General features: G+C 70.8%; 12 protein-coding genes. 8 read left to right on the forward strand and 4 right to left on the reverse strand.

The window, feature by feature from the left end:
- The first annotated feature begins 67 nt into the window (after nt 1-67).
- The gene (locus ACFPA8_RS16350) at nt 68-1,831 is read left to right on the forward strand and encodes an FAD-binding oxidoreductase (protein WP_386448919.1); all 1,764 of its coding nucleotides are present in this window, start codon (nt 68-70) and stop codon (nt 1,829-1,831) included.
- A gap of 83 nt (nt 1,832-1,914) precedes the next feature.
- On the opposite strand, the gene ACFPA8_RS16355 is transcribed toward ACFPA8_RS16350, so the two are convergent.
- The gene (locus ACFPA8_RS16355) at nt 1,915-2,508 is read right to left on the reverse strand and encodes a TetR/AcrR family transcriptional regulator (protein ID WP_386448922.1); all 594 of its coding nucleotides are present in this window, start codon (nt 2,506-2,508) and stop codon (nt 1,915-1,917) included.
- Between the two features lie 147 nt (nt 2,509-2,655).
- Between ACFPA8_RS16355 and paaN the strand changes: the two genes are divergently transcribed.
- Entirely contained in the window at nt 2,656-4,413 is a 1,758-nt protein-coding gene (gene paaN, locus ACFPA8_RS16360; protein WP_386449501.1) for a phenylacetic acid degradation protein PaaN, read from the forward strand.
- Nucleotides 4,414-4,632: 219 nt separating this feature from the next.
- Here the strand turns inward: paaN and ACFPA8_RS16365 are convergent, their stop codons facing one another.
- Entirely contained in the window at nt 4,633-6,315 is a 1,683-nt protein-coding gene (locus tag ACFPA8_RS16365; protein ID WP_386448925.1) for a protein kinase domain-containing protein, read from the reverse strand.
- Nucleotides 6,316-6,818: 503 nt separating this feature from the next.
- Here ACFPA8_RS16365 and ACFPA8_RS16370 point away from each other — a divergent pair.
- A complete protein-coding gene (locus tag ACFPA8_RS16370) occupies nt 6,819-8,420 on the forward strand; it encodes a protein kinase domain-containing protein (RefSeq protein WP_386448928.1) in 1,602 nt (533 codons plus the stop codon).
- 118 nt (nt 8,421-8,538) lie between these two features.
- Here the strand turns inward: ACFPA8_RS16370 and ACFPA8_RS16375 are convergent, their stop codons facing one another.
- Entirely contained in the window at nt 8,539-9,210 is a 672-nt protein-coding gene (locus ACFPA8_RS16375) for a response regulator (RefSeq protein WP_386448931.1), read from the reverse strand.
- A gap of 372 nt (nt 9,211-9,582) precedes the next feature.
- On the opposite strand from ACFPA8_RS16375, the gene pdhA reads away from it, so the two are divergent.
- The 5 genes from pdhA (at nt 9,583) to ACFPA8_RS16400 (ending at nt 15,869) form a co-directional block, all read left to right on the forward strand.
- Nucleotides 9,583-11,070: a pyruvate dehydrogenase (acetyl-transferring) E1 component subunit alpha gene (gene pdhA / locus ACFPA8_RS16380; RefSeq protein WP_386448933.1), complete on the forward strand. Its 1,488-nt coding sequence runs from the start codon at nt 9,583-9,585 to the stop codon at nt 11,068-11,070.
- Between the two features lie 70 nt (nt 11,071-11,140).
- The gene (locus ACFPA8_RS16385; protein ID WP_386449503.1) at nt 11,141-12,106 is read left to right on the forward strand and encodes an alpha-ketoacid dehydrogenase subunit beta; all 966 of its coding nucleotides are present in this window, start codon (nt 11,141-11,143) and stop codon (nt 12,104-12,106) included.
- 14 nt (nt 12,107-12,120) lie between these two features.
- A complete protein-coding gene (locus tag ACFPA8_RS16390; protein ID WP_386448936.1) occupies nt 12,121-13,620 on the forward strand; it encodes a dihydrolipoamide acetyltransferase family protein in 1,500 nt (499 codons plus the stop codon).
- Between the two features lie 267 nt (nt 13,621-13,887).
- Nucleotides 13,888-14,562 carry a GntR family transcriptional regulator gene (locus tag ACFPA8_RS16395; protein ID WP_386448939.1) on the forward strand — a complete coding sequence of 225 codons (675 nt, stop codon included), beginning with the start codon at nt 13,888-13,890 and terminating at the stop codon, nt 14,560-14,562.
- Complete coding sequence (locus tag ACFPA8_RS16400; protein ID WP_386448942.1) at nt 14,559-15,869, forward strand: MFS transporter; 1,311 nt, start codon at nt 14,559-14,561, stop codon at nt 15,867-15,869. Before ACFPA8_RS16395 ends, ACFPA8_RS16400 begins: the two co-directional genes overlap by 4 nt.
- Before the next feature lie 116 nt (nt 15,870-15,985).
- On the opposite strand, the gene ACFPA8_RS16405 is transcribed toward ACFPA8_RS16400, so the two are convergent.
- A complete protein-coding gene (locus tag ACFPA8_RS16405) occupies nt 15,986-16,816 on the reverse strand; it encodes a maleylpyruvate isomerase family mycothiol-dependent enzyme (protein ID WP_386448945.1) in 831 nt (276 codons plus the stop codon).
- Nucleotides 16,817-16,983: the final 167 nt, after the last annotated feature.

The raw sequence follows: 16,983 nt of genomic DNA on the forward strand, positions 1-16,983 counted from the left end.
AAGGCCCCTCCCCACGCGGGCGACCGTCCAGTAACTTGGCGAGCCCAGCGCCGCGAAAGGGTCCTCAATGGCGACGACGACCGTCCCGTCCGGAGCAGCCAGATCCTGGTGGGGCTGGGGACGTACGGACAGAGCGCTCCCCGACAGTGAGTGCGCCGAGCTCGCGGCTCTCGTTCCCGGGCTGCCCTCCCGGCCGCTGCCCGTGCCGGACGTCGGCGGCCTCACGCTCGCGCCGCCGCGTGCCCGGCCCCCTGCTTCGCTCGCCCACCGGGTGTCCGCCGACCCGGACGTACGCGCCGGCCACACCTACGGCAAGGCCTACCGCGACGTCGTCCGCGCGCTCCACGGGGACCTCTCCGCCGCACCCGATCTCGTCGCCTTCCCGCAGACAGAGGCGGAACTCGTGGATCTGCTGGACTGGGCAGGTTCGCGGAACGTCGCCGCGATCCCCTACGGGGGCGGCAGTTCGGTGGTCGGCGGCGTCGAGTACCGCGGGGATTCCCACGACGCGGTGCTCACCCTCGACCTGTCCGCGATGGACCGCGTCCTGGAGGTCGACACCGTCAGCCGGGCAGCGCGTATCCAGGCGGGTGTGTTCGGCCCGGCCCTGGAGGCACAGCTCCGCGAACACACCGGCGGTGACGGGCCGGGGCTGACGCTGCGGCACTTCCCGCAGAGCTTCGAGTTCTCCACGCTCGGCGGCTGGCTGGCCACCCGGGCGGGCGGGCACTACGCGACGCAGTACCAGCACATCGACGACCTGGTCGAGTCGATGCGGGTGGTCACCCCGGCGGGCGTCTCGGAGTCCTGGCGGCTGCCGGGCTCCGGAGCCGGCCCCTCGCCGGACCGGTTCTTCCTCGGCTCCGAGGGCGCCCTCGGAGTGATCACCGAGGCGTGGATGCGGCTGCAGGACCGTCCCGTGCACAAGCGGTCGGCGTCGGTCTCCTTCACCGATTTCGACGCTGCCGCCGAAGCCGTGCGCGCCATCGCGCAGTCCGGTCTCCAGCCCGCCAACTGCCGGTTGCTCGACCCGGGCGAGGCGGCTGTGTCCGGTGTCGCCGAGGACGGCACGAGCGTGCTGGTCCTCGGTGTGGAGTCGGCGCACCGTCCGGTGGACGGGCGGCTGGCGGAGCTGACCGCGCTCGCAGCCGATCACGGCGGGCTCGTCCGTACGTCCAGGGACGCGGCTGCCGGCCGAGACGGCGGGGGCGACGGCATCGGCGACGGCGGGGGCGACGGGAGCGGCGACGGCGGGCCGGACGGGCCGTCGGCGGCTGTCGGCGCCTGGCGCTCCGCGTTCCTGCGGATGCCCTACGTACGGGACGGGCTGGCCCGGATGAGCGCGATCACCGAGACCTTCGAGACCGCCTGTACCTGGGACCGGGCGCCCGGTCTCATCCGGGAGGTACGTGCCGGGATCGGCGCCGCCGTCGAGGAGGTCACGGGACGGCCCGGCCTGGTCAACTGCCGCTTCACACACGTCTATCCGGACGGCCCGGCCCCGTATTTCACGGTGATCGCCGCCGGACGCCGCGGCAGCGAACTCGCCATGTGGGACGAGATCAAGGCCGCGGCCATGGAGACGCTCGCCCGGCACGGCGCCACCGTCACCCACCACCACGCCGTCGGCAGGGACCACCGTCCGGGCTACGACGGGCAGCGGCCGGAGCCTTACGCACTGGCCCTGAAGGCAGCGAAGGCGGCCCTCGACCCGCACGGAGTCCTCAACCCCGGCGTACTCCTGGACGCTCCCGCTCCGGCTCCCGCCCCATCTCTCGCACCGTCTCCGGCTCCCGCTCCCCCGGAACCGGGCGGGCACGGGCACGGCTGAACTCCGAGCGCGGGGCCCCGGACGGCGCACCCTCCGTGCGGCGCCCGGGCCTCCGCCCGAGCAGGCCTAGGGTGCGACGTGCCCTAACTGCGCAGACCGGCGAACGCCGTGAGCACCACGGCCTCGGCGACCTCGTCGCTCGTGGCCGAGCCTCCGCGTCCCGCACGCCCGGGCCTGTACCACTCGACGATGGAGTTGATCATTCCGAAGAGCAGCCGCGTAGCCAGCCGCACGTCGACGTCCGAGCGCAGATCGCCGTCCGCCACGGCCTGCTTCAGCAGTTCCGAGACCCGCTGGTCGAACTCGCGGCGCCGAGCCATGGCCCAGCGCTCGGTGTCCGTGTTGCCGCGCACCCGCAGCAGCAGCGTCACGTAGGGCAGCTCGGTCATCAGCACCTCGACGGTGCGGCGCGTGACGTGTTCGAGCCGGTCCACGGCGCGGCCCTCGCGGGCGCGCGGTTCGTCCAGGACGCCGAAGAGCCCGTTCAGCGCGCGGCTTATCGCACGGCGCAGCAGTTCTTCCTTGCCGCGTACGTGGTGGTAGATCGAGGATTTGGAGATCCCCGCGGCCTGGGAGAGATGCTCCATGGACGTGCCGTCGTAGCCGCGCTCGATGAACACCTCCACGGCGACCTTCAGGAGCGAATCGGGTGTGTAGGTGTCGCGCTTGGCCGGCATGCCGCCGATGCTATCCAGGTTATCCACAGGCTCTCCGGCCCCCCTTGCCCCGACCGATCGTTCGGTAGCAGTATCTACCTGTTGCCGTAAGACAGACAGCCCCAGCCACCCAGTCCGACGAGGAGTTGGTCGTTCGTGACCGCACCCGTGACCACACCTGTCACCACGTCCAGTGACACTGCGCTCTCCGCGGTCGAGCTGACCGAGAGGCACCGTCCCACACTCGACCGTGCGCTGGAGGCGATCCGCACCCGGGAGTACTGGTCGCCGCATCCCGAGCACCCGAAGGCGTACGGCGAGGGCGTGGAGGGGGCCCCGGAGGGCTCGCTGAGCGCCGGGCAGGGGCAGGCCGCCTTCGACGCGCTGCGCGGCAGCCGCTTCGAGATCGACGGGCAGCCGGGCGTCACGGGCCCGGAAGGGGGCTGGACGGCGACGGAGGTCTCGCCGTACGGCCTGGAGATGGGCATCGAATACCCCCGCCCCGAACTGGACGTGCTGCTCCCCGCGATGCGTGAGGCGATGCCCGCCTGGCGTGAGGCGGGCCCGGAGGTGCGGGCGGCGGTGTGCCTGGAGATCCTGGCCAGGATCAGCGCCCGCACGCACGAGTTCGCGCACGCCGTGATGCACACCAGCGGACAGGCGTTCATGATGGCCCTCCAGGCGGGCGGGCCGCACGCGCAGGACCGCGGCATGGAGGCCGTGGCCTACGCCTACGCGGAGCAGGTCCGCACTCCCGGCGTTGCGGACTGGTCCAAGCCCCAGGGCAAGCGTGACCCCTTGAACCTCAGCAAGCACTTCACGCCGGTGGGCCGGGGCATTTCCCTGCTCATCGGGTGCAACACCTTCCCCACCTGGAACGGCTATCCGGGATTCTTCGCCTCCCTGGCCACGGGGAATCCCGTCCTCGTCAAACCGCATCCGCGGGCGGTGCTTCCCCTGGCGCTGACCGTGCGCATCGCACGCGATGTCCTCAGGGAAGCCGGTTTCGACGCGAACCTGGTGGCGCTGGCCGCCGAGCGCGAGGGGGAGGGCATCGCCAAGGAGCTGGCGCTGCGGCCCGAGATCCGCATCATCGACTACACCGGCTCCACCGAGTTCGGCGACTGGCTGGAGAACAACGCCCGCCAGGCCCGGGTCTTCACCGAGAAGGCCGGCGTCAACACTGTCGTCATCGACTCCACCGACGACTACAAGGGCATGCTCGGCAACCTCGCCTTCTCCCTCTCGCTCTACAGCGGCCAGATGTGCACCACGCCGCAGAACCTGCTCATCCCCCGCGGCGGCATCTCCACGGACGCAGGTGAGAAGACCTACGACGAGGTCGTCTCCGATCTGGCCACCGCGGTGGGCAAGTTGCTCGGCGACGATGCCCGGGCGAACGCTCTGCTGGGAGCGATCGTCAACCAACAGGTCCGAGAGCGGGTCGAGTCGGCTCCTTCGCTGGGCGAAGTCGCTCTCGAATCCCGGCCGGTGGAGCACCCCGACTTCCCGGGGGCGACGGTGCGCACGCCCGTCATCGTCAAACTGGAGTCCGCGAAGCCCGGGTCGGAGGCCGTCTGCTTCTCGGAGTTCTTCGGGCCGGTCTCCTTCGCCGTCGCCGTCGACTCCACAGCCGACGCCGTCGCGCTGCTGCGGCGTACGGTCCGCGAGAAGGGCGCGATGACGGTCGGGGCGTACACGACGTCGCCGGACGTCGAGCGGCTGATCGAGGACGCCTGCCTGGACGAGTGCGCGCAGCTCTCGCTCAATCTCACGGGCGGGGTGTACGTCAACCAGACCGCGGCCTTCTCCGACTTCCACGGCTCCGGCGGCAACCCCGCGGCGAACGTGGCTCTGTGCGACGGGGCGTTCGTCTCCGACCGCTTCCGGACGGTGGAGGTGCGGCGACCTGCCGACGCACCCTAGGCGCGGCTGACGGAATCCCGTCCATGTCTGACGGAACTACGTCCGCCTCGTGGCCTCCGGCCGGTGCCCCGGATCGCCCCTCCGGACCCGTGCCCCGGCACGCGGGGCGGGCCCCGTCCGAGCGGCAAGAAGGCGCCCGTACGCACGAGTTGATGCGTACGGGCGCCCGATCGTCTCGCAGGCCGAAGCGCCGCCGGTCTCAGCCGGCGGCGAGTCCGGTCAGTCCGAGGGCTTGCCGGTGGAGACCGTCAGCTCGATCTTGTCCTTCTTCGGGTCGAAGGCGTCGATGCCGTCGGGCGACTGCTGCAGGACGGTGTTCTTGCCCCAGAGGTTCTCGTCCTCGTACTCGATGTCGTCGAGCTTCCAGCCGGCACTGCTGATGCACTTCTTCACCGACGCGAGGTTCTTGTAGGTGAAGTCCGGAAGGATCTTCTTGCCCTTCTCGGTGTAGCTGTCCGACGCCTGCGTGCACCGGGTTGTGTCGATCGTCTTGGACTTGTCCTCGGGCTTGAACCCGTCGCCCCCGCTGTCGCCGCCGCTGCTGCCCGAATCCTCGGACGGCGTCTCGGACGGCGCTTCGAGGGACGGCGACGCCGTGATGGTGTCGCCCCCGGTGGTCTTCGGGTCCTCGTCGTCCTGGGGGATCAGCACGGCGAAGCCCACCGCGATGACCGCCACGAGCACCGCGACCAGCGACCCCACGATCACGCCGGCGTTGCTCTTGCGCCCCCCGTTCCCGCCTGCCGCGGTGGGAGTGAGCGTGTACGGCGGCGGGGTGTGCGACGCGCCGCCCTGCTGCCCGTAGGGCGCGACGGGCTGGTACTGGCCCATCGGCGTCTGGCCGGGCGGCGGAGGTGTGGACGGTCCGAAACCGCCGTACGGCTGCTGGTAGTGCTGCTGACCCGGGGGCGGCGGCGTCCCCGTGTCGTTGACCGGGGGGAACACGGCCTGGCCGACGCCGGCGCCGCTCTGCGCCCTCGGCCCGCCGCTGACGATGATCGGAGAGGTGCCCGACGCCGCACCCGAGCCGCCGATGCGAGAGCACTCCTCGCCCATCGTCTCGGCAGTCGGGAAACGCTCGTTGGGGTTCTTCTTCAGCGTCCGCGCCACCAGGGCGTCCACCGCGGGCGGCACCGACTGGTTGATCGAGGAGGGGACGGGCGCCTCCTCCTGGACGTGCGCGTAGGCGATGGCCAGTGGGGAGTCGGCGTCGAAGGGCAACCGCCCGGTCAGCAGCTCGAAGAGCATGATGCCGACCGAGTAGAGGTCCGAGCGCGCGTCGACGCCGCGGCCCAGCGCCTGCTCCGGGGAGAGGTACTGCGGAGTGCCGACGACCATGCCCGTCTGTGTCATGGATGTCACACCGGACTGCATGGCCCGCGCGATGCCGAAGTCCATCACCTTGACCACGCCGCGCTTGGTGATCATCACGTTGCCGGGCTTGATGTCTCGGTGCACCAGGCCCATCTCGTGGCTGACGTCCAGCGCCGCCAGCACGTCACCGGTGATCTTCAGCGCCTTCTCGGTGGGCATCGCGCCGAACTGCGCGATGTCCTCGTCCAGGACGGTGCGCAGCGGCTTGCCCTCGACGTACTCCATGACGATGTACGGGACGAGCGTGCCGTCGAGTTCGTCCTCACCGGAGTCGAAGACCGAGACGATGTTGGTGTGTGTGAGCTTCGCGACAGACTGCGCCTCGCGGCGGAACCGTTCACGGAAGGACTGCTCACGCCCGAGTTCGGTGTGCAGCGTCTTGACTGCGACCTGACGGTCGAGAACGGAGTCGTGGGCGAGGTAGACCGCGGCCATACCACCGGCCCCGAGCAGACTCTGAAGCTGGAAACGGCCGTTGCCGACCGCACGGCCCAAGTACTGTGCGGCGTTTCCGCCGTCGTCGCTCATCTCTGCTGCTCCCCCTCGGGCGGCGCGCCCCCCGCACAGGTTTTTCAGGGCAGATTTCCAGCCCCGGTGTCCGATGATCCTGGTACTCGCCCAAGTCTGCCGGAGGGCCCCGTCACGTCAAGCTCAGTGCCCGTTCCGTAACACCGGGCGCGCAACCTGTGCCACAACTGTGGCAGCTTGGTCGATTTCACACCGCCACCGACAGGGGGCCCGCCGGGTCCCTGCGGACCGTGCGCACACGCACTCCGGGCCCGTGGCGGGGGCGCCGGAGGGGCCTGAATCCGGCCGGGCACCCGTCGCCTGCGAACTTGCCAGCCGGGCACCGCAGCCGATTGGATGGCTGTTCGTCCCCATCCATGTAACTCCCCTGAGCCTGTAGCCTCCAATGCGGAGCGGGGCGTCCCGGTGCGCGTCCGGTGAGCCGGGTGCAGAGCCGGTGCAGGTGACCGCCAGGGGAGACGCAACCGCGCGACCCACGGCATTTCGATCCACGGCGAGGACAGATGGCACAGACGCAGGCCGGCGGGGGTCCCTCCGACCCCGACGCCATGGGCGGCTCGATGGCCGAATCGCCGGAGCTGTGGGGCAACAACGGACTTGTCGGCGACGGCCGCTACCGCCTCTCGCACCGCCTCGGACGGGGCGGCATGGCGGAGGTCTACGCAGCCGAGGACCTGCGTCTCGGCCGTACGGTCGCGGTCAAGCTGCTCCGCTCCGACCTCGCCGAGGACCCGGTCTCCAAGGCCCGCTTCACGCGTGAGGCGCAGTCCGTGGCGGGGCTCAACCACCACTCCGTGGTCGCCGTCTACGACTCCGGCGAGGAGACCGTCGGCGGCAACGTCACGCCTTACATCGTGATGGAGCTGGTCGAGGGCCGTACGATCCGCGACCTGCTGCTGAACGCCGAGGCGCCGCCGCCCGACCAGGCCCTGATCATCGTCTCGGGGGTGCTGGAGGCCCTGGCCTACAGCCACCAGCACGGCATCGTGCACCGGGACATCAAGCCCGCCAACGTCATCATCACGAACTCCGGCGCGGTCAAGGTGATGGACTTCGGCATCGCCCGCGCCCTGCACGGCGCCTCCAACACCATGACCCAGACCGGCATGGTGATGGGCACGCCGCAGTACCTCTCGCCCGAGCAGGCCCTCGGCAAGACCGTCGACATCCGTTCCGACCTGTACGCGACCGGCTGCCTGCTCTACGAACTGCTCACGCTCAGGCCTCCGTTCACCGGCGAGACGCCGCTCTCGGTCGTGTACCAGCACGTGCAGGACGAGGCGGCGCTGCCGTCCGAGGTCTCCGACGTCGTGCCGCCCGAGCTGGACGGCCTCGTGATGCGCGCCCTGGCGAAGGACCCGGACGACAGGTTCCAGAGCGCCGAGGAGATGCGCGGTCTCGCGCAGTACGCCCTGCAGATGCTTCAGGAGCAGGGCGGCCACAGCGGCGGCATGTGGAACACGGGCCCGGTCGCGCACGGCGGCGGTTCCACCCCCGCGATGGGCGTCCCCGGCGCCGACGCACGGCAGCACCCCGGCCACGGCGACACCTCGCAGCTGGCACCGCCGATGCTGATGGGCCGCCCCGACCGGGACGACGGCGGCTTCGAGGGGGACCGGCGCGGTGACCGCCGCGGCGGCAGCGGTTTCAAGTACGCGCTCCTCGCGTTCCTCGCCGTGATCGCCGTGGCGATGGGCATCTACTACGCGGCCACGCTCAACCAGGACGGCGACAAGAACGACGTCAAGCCGGACTCCTCGACCTCCGAGCCGAAGGAGAAGGAGACCACCGACGAGCCCTCCGCGTCGCCGACGGAGACCGAGGAGGACCCCGGCACCAGCACGGGCGACACCGGTGACGTCACACCCTCGCAGACGCCCTCCGAGACGAGGCCGAGCGAGACGGAGAGCTCCCCCTCGGAGGAGCCGTCGGACACTCCGAGCGAGTCGGACTCCAGCGGCAACGGCGGTTCGGACGGCAACACGGGCGGTCCCACCGACCCGACGGACGACCCGACCCCGACGGACGGCGCCGGCGGCAACGACCAGGGCGGCGGCGAGAACGGCGGCACCGGCATCTCCGGTGGCGGCGGCCCCGAGGACTGAGCCCGCCCCTTCGCGTCACCGGCCCCGGCGGCGGTACCCGGGCCGCTCGCCAGAGCCTCCTGCCGGTCCCCTGCGCCCGCGCCGGGCGCCCGTACCCGTACGGGCGTACCGGGTGCGGTCACACAGATTCGTCCCGCTCCGCCTGGATCCGTGCCAGGTAGGCCGCTGCCTGCGTCCGGCGCTCCATGCCCAGCTTCGCCAGCAGCTGGGAGACGTAGTTCTTGACGGTCTTCTCCGCCAGGTTCAGCTCGGAGCCGATCGCGCGGTTGGTCAGGCCCTCGGCGATCAGGTCCAGGATGCTGCGCTCCTGGGGCGTGAGTGCCGCGAGGCGGTCGTGCCCGTCCTGGCCGGTGCGGCCCGTACGCAGCCGCTCCACGACCCGGTGCGCTGCGGCAGGGGGAAGCAGGACCTTCCCGGCGGCGGCATCCCGTACGGCGTTCTGCAGCTCCTTGCCCCGGATGCCCTTCAAGACGTAACCGGACGCTCCCGACAGCACCGCGTGGACGAGCGCCTCCTCGTCCGAGAACGACGTGAGAATCAGGCAGGCGATGTCCTGGTCGAGGGAGCGCAGCGCGCGGCAGACCTCGATGCCGCTGCCGTCGGGCAGCCGTACGTCGAGCACTGCGACATCGGGGGAGAGACGGGGGATGTGCTCCAGCGCGTCCGCTGCGTTGTCGGCCTCGCCGATCACCACGATGTCGGGCTCCGCCGAGAGCATCTCTCGCACGCCCCGGCGGATCACCTCGTGATCGTCGAGCAGGAAGACGGTGATTTGCGCGATTTCTTCCATTTTTTCAGTCTCACATACTGGTCCGCGCTCTGCCCTTCCCGCATTCTGGAGCTGCGGGATAACGTGCAGGGGACTATGAGGCCCGCGAGGCCGTGACCAGTGATGTCCCTGATTCTGCGGCTTGGTTGGGCTTCCGATTCGTTTAGTTGGAACTCCGATCAAAGTTGCAGGTCAGGGCAGCTTCATGCATGTATGGAGGTCTGGGCACGGCTCCAGCGGGCCTCAACCGAGAGATCAGTCACCGCTCGGTTCGCGTCCGTGCCGCACCCACCCCGTGCGCCGTACGGGACCGGGCGAGCCTCCCTCCGCCTGACGGGCGGAGGACCCCCAGGCCGCCGGCGACCCCGGAGGCCGGACAGAAGAGGAGCACACGTGACCGTGGAGAGCACTGCCGCGCGCAGCAAACCGCGCCGCAGCGGCACCGGAGGCAAGCGCGCGACGAAGAAGACGGCGTCCGCCCAGAGCAACGCCGGGAGCACGACCGGCACCACAGGCGCAACGGGCACCACCGGCGCGGCGGGCGACACAGCCGGGAACGGCGCAGCGCGCAGCGGCACCCGCACCGGGGCCGCGAAGTCGGCAGCCAACGGCAAGGCGGCGAAGGCGGCGAAGAGCACCAAGGCGGCGTCGACCAGGGCTGCCAAGACCGCGAAGTCCGCGAAACCGGCCAAGTCCGCGAAATCCGCCAAGCCCGCCAAGTCCGGTGCCAGGACGAGCGGTTCGGCCCGTCGCGGCGCGGCCGCCGGGAAGACCGGCGCAGCCGCACCCACGGCCGAGGTCGCCGGACCCGAGATGGTGCAGTTGCTGACGCCCGAGGGCGAGCGGGTCGAACACCCCGACTACGCCATCGATCTGACCCCGGAAGAGCTGCGCGGCCTCTACCGCGACATGGTCCTGACCAGGCGCTTCGACGCCGAGGCGACCTCCCTCCAGCGGCAGGGTGAACTCGGCCTGTGGGCCTCGCTGTTGGGCCAGGAGGCGGCGCAGATCGGTTCCGGCCGCGCCCTGCGCGACGACGACTACGTCTTCCCCACCTACCGTGAGCACGGTGTCGCCTGGTGCCGGGGCGTCGACCCGACGAACCTGCTGGGCATGTTCCGCGGTGTGAACAACGGCGGCTGGGACCCGAGCGCCAACAACTTCCACCTCTACACGATCGTCATCGGCTCCCAGGCCCTGCACGCCACCGGCTACGCGATGGGCGTCAACCTGGACGGTGCCGACTCGGCGGTCATCGCGTACTTCGGCGACGGCGCCTCGTCGCAGGGCGACGTGGCCGAGGCGTTCACCTTCTCCGCGGTCTACAACGCCCCGGTCGTCTTCTTCTGCCAGAACAACCAGTGGGCCATCTCCGAACCGACGGAGCGCCAGTCCCGCGTCCCCATCTACCAGCGCGCCAGCGGCTTCGGCTTCCCGGGCGTGCGGGTCGACGGCAACGACGTGCTGGCCTGTCTCGCCGTCACCCGCGCCGCGGTCGAGCGGGCGCGCAGCGGCGAAGGGCCCATGCTGGTCGAGGCGTTCACGTACCGGATGGGCGCACACACCACCTCCGACGACCCGACGCGCTACCGCCGCGACGAGGAGCGTGCGGAGTGGGAGGCCAAGGACCCCATCTCCCGGCTCCGCACGTATCTGGAGAAGGACGGCCTGGCCGATCCCGGTTTCTTCGCCGAGATCGAAGAGGAGAGCGAGGCCATGGGCAAGCACGTGCGGGAAGCGATCCGCACCATGCCGGACCCGGACACCATGGCGATCTTCGAGAACGTCTACGCGGACGGGCACGCGCTTGTGGACGAGGAGCGCGCCCAGTTCGCCGAGTACCTCGCGTCCTTCGCCGATTCCGCCGAGGAGGGCCGCTGACATGGCCGCTGCCGTCACTTCTTCCACCGCCGGTCGCTCCACTCCGACCCCCACGGCGGACGTACGCAGGATGCCCATCGCCAAGGCGCTCAACGAGTCGCTGCGCACCGCGATGGAGAACGACCCCAAGGTCCTGATCATGGGCGAGGACGTCGGCAAGCTCGGCGGCGTCTTCCGTATCACCGACGGTCTGCAGAAGGACTTCGGGGAACAGCGGGTCATCGACACCCCGCTCGCCGAGTCCGGCATCGTCGGCACGGCCATCGGCCTCGCGCTGCGCGGCTACCGGCCGGTCGTGGAGATCCAGTTCGACGGGTTCGTCTTCCCGGCGTACGACCAGATCGTCACGCAGCTCGCGAAGATGCACGCCCGCGCACTGGGCAAGATCAAACTGCCTGTCGTCGTCCGCATCCCCTACGCGGGCGGCATCGGAGCGGTGGAGCACCACAGCGAGTCGCCGGAGGCACTGTTCGCGCACGTCGCCGGCCTCAAGTGCGTCTCTCCGTCCAACGCAGCCGACGCGTACTGGATGTTGCGCCAGGCCATCGAGAGCGACGACCCCGTCATCTTCTTCGAGCCCAAGCGCCGCTACTGGGACAAGGGCGAGGTGGACGTCACCGCCATCCCCGCCCCGCTGCACGCGGCACGCGTGGCGCGAGAGGGCGGCGACCTCACGCTGGCGGCCTACGGGCCGATGGTGAAGACCTGCCTGGAGGCCGCGGACGCGGCGCGGGAAGAGGGCCGCTCCCTCGAAGTGGTCGACATGCGCTCCATGTCGCCCATCGACTTCGACACTCTCCAGAAGTCCGTCGAGAAAACCGGCAGGCTTGTGGTCGTGCACGAAGCGCCCGTCTTCCTGGGGACCGGCTCGGAGGTGGCCGCCAGGATCACGGAGCGGTGCTTCTACCATCTGGAGGCTCCGGTGCTGCGTGTGGGCGGGTTCCACGCGCCGTATCCGCCGGCCCGGCTGGAGGACGAGTACCTTCCGGGGCTGGACCGGGTGCTCGATGCCGTCGACCGCGCCCTGGCGTACTGAGGAGAGTCGTGACGATGACTGAGAGCGCCACCCGCATCCGCGAGTTCAAGATGCCCGATGTGGGCGAGGGGCTGACGGAGGCGGAGATCCTCAAGTGGTACGTCCAGGCCGGTGACACGGTCACGGACGGCCAGGTCGTCTGCGAGGTCGAGACGGCCAAGGCAGCGGTCGAACTGCCCATCCCCTTCAACGGTTCCGTGCACGAACTGCGCTTCGAGGAAGGCACGACGGTGGACGTCGGCACGGCGATCATCGCCGTGGACACCGACCCGTCCGCGGGCCCCCTGGACGGCGGGGCGCCGGCCGGGGCGGGCGCGGTGCCCGCTCAGGCGCCGTCGTCCGAGCCCGTGCCCGAGAGCCCGGGCGACGGCGGCGGTGGCGGCGAGAAGCGGCAGCCCGTGCTGGTCGGTTACGGCGTGGCCGAGTCGCCGACCAAGCGCCGGCCGCGCAAGCAGCCGGCCGGGCAGGCCGCCCTGCAGCGAGAGCTCAACGGACACGGGGAGGCCGCGGCAGTCCCGGCGGCGCCGGCGGAGCCGGTCCCGGAGGCCGTCCCGGACAGCACGGCGAACGGTTTCGCCGGAGACGGCCGGCCGCTCGCCAAGCCTCCCGTGCGCAAGCTCGCCAAGGACCTGGGCATCGACCTCGCGACGGTGATACCGACCGGTCCCGGCGGTGTCATCACGCGCGAGGACGTACACGCCGCGGCGGCACCCGCCCCGGCGCGGCCGGAGCCCCCCACGCGGCAGGCGGCACCCGCCGGCGCTGCCGCGTCCCGTGACGCGGGCGCGGAAGCGGCGCCCGTCGCAGGGGACGCGCGCGAGACCCGGATCCCGGTCCGCGGTGTACGCAAGGCCACGGCACAGGCCATGGTCAGCAGTGCCTTCACCGCTCCGCACGTCACGGAGTTCGTGACCGTGGACGTGACGCGGACGATGAAGCTCGTACGGGAGCTGAAGCAGGACCCGGACATGCAGGGGCTGCGCGTCAACCCGCTGCTGATGGTCGCCAAGGCGTTCCTGGTGGCGCTGCGCCGTCACCCGGAGGCCAACGCGTCCTGGGACGAGGCCAACCAGGAGATCGTCCAGAAGCACTACGTGAACCTGGGTATCGCGGCGGCCACGCCGCGCGGCCTGGTCGTGCCCAACATCAAGGACGCCCACGCCAAGACGCTGCCCGAACTGGCCCAGGCCCTGGGCGAGTTGGTCGCCACCGCCCGTGAGGGGAAGACCAGCCCGGCAGCGATGAACGGCGGCACGGTGACGATCACCAACGTCGGTGTGTTCGGCGTCGACACGGGCACGCCCATACTCAACCCCGGGGAGTCCGCGATCCTCGCCTTCGGGCAGGTGCGGCAGCAGCCGTGGGTGCACAAGGGCAAGGTCAAGCCGCGCGATGTCACCACGCTCGCGCTCTCCTTCGACCACCGGCTCGTGGACGGCGAGCTGGGGTCCAAGGTGCTCGCGGACGTCGCAGCGGTGCTGGAGCACCCCAGGCGGCTGATGACCTGGACCTGAGCGACCGGGCCGGTACTGCGCACCGGCCCGGCGCCCGAACTTCCGGTTGCCGCCCGGCTGTCCGTACGGCGACGGGGGGCCGTGCGGGCAGCCGGGCGGTCCGGAGAGGTGATGCCGGGTGCCTTCCGACGCGGAAGGTGCCCGGCATCGTGCTGCGTGGACCCGCCCGGACGCGCCTGCCCGCGCACTCGCCCGCTGTCCTGCTCGCGCGGTCCGCATCGCGGACGAGGAAGGCACACGCATCTGTGTTGTATCTAAGGTGTGCACATGTCCGTTTCCGTCGACGTCCCCGCCGGCCCGCTCCGGCAGCCACCCGCCGCCGAGCGTGTCTACACCTACGTCAAGCAGGCCGTCCTGGACCGCCGTTACGCGGGCGGAATGCTGCTGACGGAGGGCGAACTCGCCCAGGCCGTCGGCGTCTCGCGCACACCCGTGCGGGAGGCGCTGCTCCGCCTGGAGGCCGAGGGGCTGCTCAGGCTCTACCCCAAGAAGGGCGCGCTCGTGCTGCCCGTCTCGGCGCAGGAGATCACCGACGTCGTCGAGACGCGGCTGCTGGTCGAGCAGCACGCGGCGCGCAAGTCGTCCGATCCCGTGCACGCCGGGCTGATCAGCCGCCTGGAGGAGCTGCTGGAGGAGCAGCGCGCCCACGCCGAGGCCGGTGACCTGACGGCGTTCGCGGTCAGCGACCGCTGCTTCCACGCGGAGATCGTCCGGAACACCGGCAACGAGATCCTCACCCGGCTCTACGACCAGCTCCGCGACCGGCAGCTGCGGATGGGCGTCGCCATGATGTACGCGCAGCCCGACAGGATCGCGAAGAGCATCGCCGAACACGCGGAGATCATGGAGGCGGTGCGGGCGGGCGACGCGGAGGCGGCGGCCGGCGCCGTGCGCCGCCATGTGACGTGGGTGCGGCACCTGGTCCACGGTGATGTCCGGTGAGCGGTGCCAGCTCCGCGGGCGTGCCCCAGGTCCACAGCGACCCGCCCGGCGGGCCCCGCGCGGTGGCCGTTTGGGGCCTGGGCGTCACCGTCTACTTCGTCGCGATCACCTACCGCACGAGTCTCGGCGTCGCCGCACTCGACGCGAGCGAACGCTTCGACATCAACGCCTCCGCGCTCTCCACCTTCTCCATCCTCCAACTGCTCGTCTACGCGGGCATGCAGATACCCGTCGGGCTGCTCGTCGACAGGCTCGGCACGAAGAAGGTGCTGACGCTCGGCGTGGTGCTCTTCACCGCGGGGCAGTTCGGCTTCGCCCTCTCGGAGTCGTACGTGGCGGCGCTCGCCTGCCGTGCTCTGCTGGGGTGCGGCGACGCCATGACGTTCATCAGCGTGCTGCGGCTCGGCTCGCGCTGGTTCCCGGCGAAACGCGGCCCGATCATCGCGCAGGTCGCTGGGTTGATCGGCATGGCCGGGAACCTGGTGACCACGCTCGTACTGGCCCGGGTCCTCGGCACGTTCGGCTGGACGCCCACTTTCGCGGGCAGTGCCATGGGCGGCGTGCTGATACTGGTGCTGGTGGCGGTCTTCCTCAAGGACCATCCGAAGGGCCATGTGCCGCCGCCCGCACCGCAGTCGGGCAGCGGCTACGTACGCCGGCAGATCCAGCAGGCATGGCGGGAGCCGGGCACACGGCTCGGCATGTGGGTCCACTTCACCACGCAGTTCCCCGGAATGGTCTTCCTGCTGCTGTGGGGGATGCCGTTCCTCGTCGAGGGCCACGGTCTCTCCCGCGCGACCGCGGGCGAACTGCTCACGCTCGTCGTGCTGTCCAACATGTGCGTCGGGCTGGTCTACGGGCAGGTGATCGCCCGGCACCACGCCGCCCGCGCCCCCCTGGCGCTCGGCACGGTGGCGGCGACGGCGGGTGTCTGGGCGGCCGTGCTGCTGTGGCCCGGACATGCGCCCATGTGGCTGCTGGTGACGCTGTGCGCGGTGCTGGGAGCCTGCGGTCCGGCGTCCATGATCGGCTTCGACTTCGCGCGGCCCGCCAACCCGCCGCAGCGGCAGGGAACCGCGTCGGGGATCGTGAACATGGGCGGTTTCACCGCCTCGATGACGACGCTGCTGGCGGTCGGCGTCCTGCTCGACCTGACCGGCGGGAACTTCAGGGTCGCCTTCGCCTGCATCTTCCTGCTGGAGGCGCTGGGGATCTGGCAGATCCTGCGGCTGCGCCCGCGTGCGCACCGGCGTGAGCGTGAGCGGGTGGTGGCCAGCCGGGTGGAGGCCGTGCACGTCCCGGTGTGACGTGCCGCGGCGTCGAGACGTCCCGGTACGGCGCGGCGGCGGCACCCGCGCGGGGTGCCGCCGCCGTACGGGGCCGGCCACAGTCGGCGCCCGTCAGTCGCCGATGCCGCCGAACTTCACGGCGTGACCGGGAAGTTCTCCAGGATGGCCTTCGCCAGCTTCGTGTCACCCTCGGTCTTCACCTGGTCCGCGACCGTGTCGGGGCGTACGCGTCCTGCCGCGAGCCGCAGATACGTCTCCCAGTCCAGTGAGAACGTGACCGCCGGGCCCAGCGAGGGACTGCCGTCGACGGTGCCGCGTCGGTCGGCGTCCACCCTGACCGTACGCATGAACTCGAGCGGCCCGCCGACATCGAAGACCACCGCCGTGCCCGGAGGGGCACCGGCCTTCTTGGCGACGACCTTCGGAAGGCCCTCCACCATCAGGTCCCGTGCGACGGCCGCTCCCGCCGAGTCGAGACTGCCCGGCTTGCCCAGGGCCCGGCGGAGATCCTGCTCGTGCACCCACACGTCGAACGCCCGCAGCCGCAGCTGGTGTTCGAGAGTGACCTTCCCGCCGCCCGGCATGATGTCCCGCACCTCGGCGTCCGGCCCGCGCTTCTCGTTCCGCAGCTGCCGGGACCGCCGGATGATCGTGTACTCCAGCTCGCTCGTCATCTCGGGGCCGGTGTGGTGCCGCCGTACGTCGACCTGGATCTCCATGTGACGGCTGGGCTCGTCGACGACGTGGTAGAGATCGCGAGGCAGGGTGTGGATCGGCCGCGGGTCACCCAGAAGCTCGCACTCCATGCCGATGATGTGGGAGACCACGTCCCGCACCGACCATCCGGGGCAGGCGGTCCGCCGGTTCCACTCGCCTTCGGCGAGCGGCCTCACCAGCTCGGATATCGCTTCGATGGACTCGGTCCAGGCGTCGACGTATGGCTGCAGGCTTGGGTGGTCGGTCACGAGACCCCTCGGGCGGTACGGACGTTCGCGGTCTGGATGCGGTGCTCTCAAGTTACGCTGCGCGCGGGCAGGGCGGCAGTGGTTTCAGGTGACGATGCTAGGCCCATTCGACCCGCTCCAATGCACCGTCGATGGTACTGTGCGCGCTTGTTCGGGCCGGAAGTGGA

The organism is Streptomyces ovatisporus (assembly GCF_042653885.1).
GTDB classification, from domain to species: domain Bacteria; phylum Actinomycetota; class Actinomycetes; order Streptomycetales; family Streptomycetaceae; genus Streptomyces; species Streptomyces ovatisporus.